Here is a 4291-nt window from a genome sequence, read left to right as displayed (position 1 = left end):
CCTGTTGGCGTCCGACTTTTTTCGGCCCCTCCGTTCTTTCCCGCCTCCCCCCCCCCCCCCCCGCGCCGGTGTCGTGCGTCAGGGCAGCGGGATCCGCACGACCTGCGGGTCGTGGTCGCTCAGCTGGGTGCTGAACTCGCTGTTGATGTGCACGATGTCGTAGCTGTACGGCTTCGCCGCCAGCGCGCCGGAGATGAGGATGTGGTCCAGCACCTGGGAGTTGCCCTCGTACACGTAGGTGTAGCGCTCGGGCAGCGGCAGGGTGCGCGGCAGGTCGGTCAGCGAGCCGCCGGCGGTGAGGATGTCGGCGGTCTGCGAGAACTCGAAGTCGTTGAGGTCGCCGAGCACGATGACCGCCGCGTTCGGGTCCACCGCCAGGATCTGGTCGGTGAAGCTCTTCACCGCCGTCGCCTGGTTGTGGCGCTGGGTCTCGGACGGGTGCGCGGGCGGCTGGTAGCGGCCGAACAGGGGCTGGTCCCCGCCCTTGGAGTTGAAGTGGTTGGCGATCACGAAGACCGGCTTGCCGTTCCAGCGGAACTCGCCGGCGAGCGGCTTGCGGCTGGAGTTGAACGCCGTGTTGGTCGGGTCGATCCGGCCGGGGGAGTAGGCGAGTTGGGGCGTGCCGCCGTTGTTGACCACCGAGTCGGCGGTGGTGGAGCCGGCGCCGGGGCGGTCGGTGAAGCTCAGACCGCGGTCGGTGCGGAACAGGAACACCTGGCGGATGTTGCCGCCGGGCTGGCCGCCGTCCTGGCCGTCCACCGGGTCGATCTGGCGGTAGGAGTAGGCCGGGCCGCCGGCCGCCGAGATGGCGGCGGTGAGCTTGGCGAGGGTCTGGTCGGGGGCGGTGGTGCCGTCGTCGGTGGGGCCGCTGTTGTCCTGGATCTCCTCCAGGGCGACGAGGTCGGGCGCGCGCAGGTTGGTGACGATGCCCGCCGCGAGGCCGTCGAACTTGCTCTGCGGGTCGGCGGGGGAGAGGTTCTCCACGTTGAAGGTGGCGGCGGCGAGCTGGCCGGCCGTCGGGGCGGCGGTGACCTCGGGGGCGAGGTTGCCGGAGGTGACTGCCGGGGTCGCGGTGACCTGGAGCTTGAAGTTGCCGAAGGAGTAGTCGAGCACGCCGACGGTCGCGCCGGTCAGGGTGTCGCCGACGTTGGCGGCCGGGGTGGGCGCGAGCGCGTTCGCCAGGGTCACCCGCTCCGGGTTGCCGTCGTTCGCCTGGAGCAGGATGCCGCCCCGGTTGGTGCGGGTGGTGCTGCCCTGGGGCACGACGGGGAGGTCGCCGTACTTGTTGCTGGGGCCGACCACGGCCGCGTTGTCGATCTCGACCCGCATGCCCTCCAGCGAGGCCCAGAAGTCGATGCCGTCGGTGGCGGGTTGGTAGTTCCCGGCGGTCTCGACGTCCCCGCCGGTGACGCTGGAGATCACCGCCGCCGGGGGCACCCGCCCGCCGAGGCCGACCAGGGTGGGCGCGGGCAGCGGCGCGTTGTGGGCGAGCACCGTGACGCTGGGCGCGGTGAGTTCGGTGATCGACAGGTTGGTGGTGCCGCCGCTGCCGCCGGGGCGGTACTGGCTGACGGTGGCGCTCACCGTGACGGAGTCGCCGACGGCGACGGTGGGCGCGCCGGCGGTGTAGACGTAGACGCCCTCGCTGGTGCCGGGGTCGTTGTCGGGCTGCGGGTCCTGGTACCAGAAGCCGTTGGGCCCGACGGCGGTGACCACGCCGGGCACCGCGCTCACGGCGCTGCCGGCGAGCGGGGAGGTGCGGGCCGCGCCCTGGATGTCGTGTATTCGGGCGCCGGTGGTGGTGCCGCCGCCGGTGGAGGCGGAGTTGCGCGGCGTCGGGGCGCCGATGGTGAAGTCCGCCGCGTTGTTGTCGGTGTCGGTGGCGCCGCCGCCGACGCGCAGGGCGGCGGTGGCGTTGGACAGGTTGCCGGTCGGCGAGCCCTCGGCGGAGCTGGCGCTCGACCCGTAGCCGACCAGGTCCTTCACCCCGGGCTGCGTCGCGCAGCCCGAACCGCAGGTCAGCGCCGTGCCGTTGGTGACCAGTGCGACCTTGCCGGAGGTCGCGGCCAGGTTGAGGGTCCCGGTGGCGTCCGGCGTCGGCAGCGCCGCGCCCGTCCCGGCCCCGGCGGCCTCCTGCACCAGGAGGAAACGCCCCGGCGCGATCGTGCCGGACAGGGTGGTCCGGCCCCAGGACGTGCCGCCCGCCGAGGCGTACTGCACCGTCCAGCCGGTGACGGACACCGGCGCGGTGCCGCGGTTGTACAGCTCGATGAAGTCGTTGGCGTACGGGGCACCGGAGTTGCCGCCCCCGCCGTACACCTGGCTGATCACCACGTCGGGTGACGTCGCCTGGGCGACGCCGCCGGGCAGCGCCAGCAGCGCCCCCACCACGGCTGCGGCGGACGCCCCCGCCATCGCTCTGCGCCGGACTCGCTGGGTACTCCGCATGAGCTTCCTCCTGACGGCCGCTCGGGCTGGTGGCCCGGCGGTCTGAGCACGGACAAGAAAGTTCGGGCGCTGCGGTTCTAGCAACGCCACCCGATCCCTACCGTGCGCGGCGGGCGACGGCCAGATGTACGGCGGAAGAATGGTTCGTGAGGCGACAAGTGGGAAGCGGGGTTCCGGGCAAGCCCAGCGGGACGCGCTGTCAGTGCCGCCCCCTAGGTTGGGGGTTGTCGGTGAGCGGGGCCGCGAACAGGCCCCGTCTCGCCTCCCGTCTCCGTTGCCCGAAAACCCGAAAGGGGACTTCGTCGTGTCCGTCGCCGTGGAAGAGCAGGTCACCTACCTCGAACTGTCCGAGGAGGAGGGGAGCGCGCACAAGTTCTACGAGGTGCGGCTCGCCGGCAGTACGGTGACGGTCCGGTACGGGCGGATCGGCGAGGAGGGGCAGGCCAAGTCGACCAGCTTCCCGAGCGCCGAGAAGGCCGCGGCGTCGGCGGCCAAGAAGATCGGCGAGAAGGTCCGCAAGGGCTACGCGCCGGCCGTCCAGGGCGTGCGCCAGCGCCGGGCGGTGACCAGGCGGCAGCTCGTCAGCACCCGTTCGACGGCGAACCAGGCGCCGCTGCTGTGGCGGTTCCGCTCCGGCTCGCCGGCCTTCGGCGTCTTCGTCGGCGAGGAGCACGCCTGGGTCGGCAACGAGCGCGGCGACGTCTACACCCTCACCCACGACGGCGAGGTCACCGCCCGGTTCGGCCTGCCGGACGGCGTCAAGTGCATCGTCGCCGACGACTGGTGGATCTACGCGGGCTGCGACGACGGCAAGGTGTACGACCTGGGTGGGAAGGTCCCCCGGGTGGCGTACGAGATAGCCGAGGACGTGGACATCTTCTGGCTCGACATCCACGACGGCGTCCTCGGCGTCGCCGACGAACGCGGCGGGCTGACCACCGTCGACCACGAGGACGAGTTCCAGTGGCGCCGCAAGGCCGAGGGTCGCTCCGGCTGGATGGTGCGCTGCGACGCGGACGGCGTCTACCACGGCCACTCGCGCGGCGTCGCCCGCTACGCGGCGCGCGGCGGCGACCAGCTGTGGCACACCGCGACCAAGGGCGAGGTGCTGTTCGGCTGGCAGGAGGCCGACGAGGTGTTCGCCGGCACCGGGCGCGGCTGGGTGCACCGGCTGCGCAAGTCCGACGGCTCCGAGGTCGCCGCCTACCGCTGCGACGCCGCCGTGTTCTCCTGCGCGGCCTCCCCGGACGGCGAGTACGTCTTCGCCGGGGACAACCACTCCTCGGTGTACTGCTTCGCCGCCGACGGCACCCGGTTGTGGAAGCTCGCCACCGGCTGCGGCTCCGCGTACAGCATGCAGTACCGGGACGGGCGGCTCTACCTGGTGACCACGGACGGCTCGCTCGCCTGCCTGGACGCGAGCGAGCAGGCCGTCCGGGCGGCCGAGGGCGGGACGCTGCCGGCCACCGCCGAGGTGCGTAACGCCGGCTGGGAGGCGGTTCGGCCGGGCACGGCCCTGGAGACGGTGGTCACCGGCACCGGCGGCCTGCCCGGCGGCGGGATCGAGGTCGAGTGCGTGCAGGACGGCGCCCGGCTGCGGGTGCGGGTGGTGTCGGCGGGCTTCGACCCGGGCCGGCGGGTGCAGTTCCCGAAGGACGTCCGGGTCGCGGGGGCGCGGTACCTGGTCGCCGAGGTGCGGGAGTCCGCCTCGGGCGGCTTCTACCGGGCGCGCGGCGAGATCAAGCGCCTGCTCTGAACACCCCCGGTGCGGGGGCGGGAACCACAGCGGCGCCGCCCCGGGCCGGGGTCAGGGCGGAGGTTCGGCCAGAGGTGAGACCTTAGC

General features: G+C 73.0%; 2 protein-coding genes. One reads left to right on the top strand and one right to left on the bottom strand.

The window, feature by feature from the left end; genetic code table 11:
- Window positions 1-78: 78 nt before the first annotated feature.
- A complete protein-coding gene (locus ACFVX9_RS15540) occupies window positions 79-2448 on the bottom strand; it encodes a lamin tail domain-containing protein (protein ID WP_387982010.1) in 2370 nt (789 codons plus the stop codon).
- A 304-nt stretch (window positions 2449-2752) separates the two neighbouring features.
- On the opposite strand from ACFVX9_RS15540, the gene ACFVX9_RS15535 reads away from it, so the two are divergent.
- Complete coding sequence (locus ACFVX9_RS15535; RefSeq protein WP_244293240.1) at window positions 2753-4204, top strand: WGR domain-containing protein; 1452 nt, start codon at window positions 2753-2755, stop codon at window positions 4202-4204.
- Window positions 4205-4291 lie beyond the last annotated feature (87 nt).

Source organism: Kitasatospora sp. NPDC058243 (assembly GCF_042882025.1).
Lineage (GTDB): Bacteria > Actinomycetota > Actinomycetes > Streptomycetales > Streptomycetaceae > Kitasatospora.
The sequence above is the reverse complement of the archived record's forward strand: the minus strand, read 5'-3'. Positions and strand labels throughout refer to the sequence as shown.

Coding starts and splice junctions, on each gene's coding strand:
- ACFVX9_RS15540 (WP_387982010.1), bottom strand. CDS start 2,448: ATGCGGAGTACCCAGCGAGTCCGGCGCAGAGCGATGGCGGGGGCGTCC.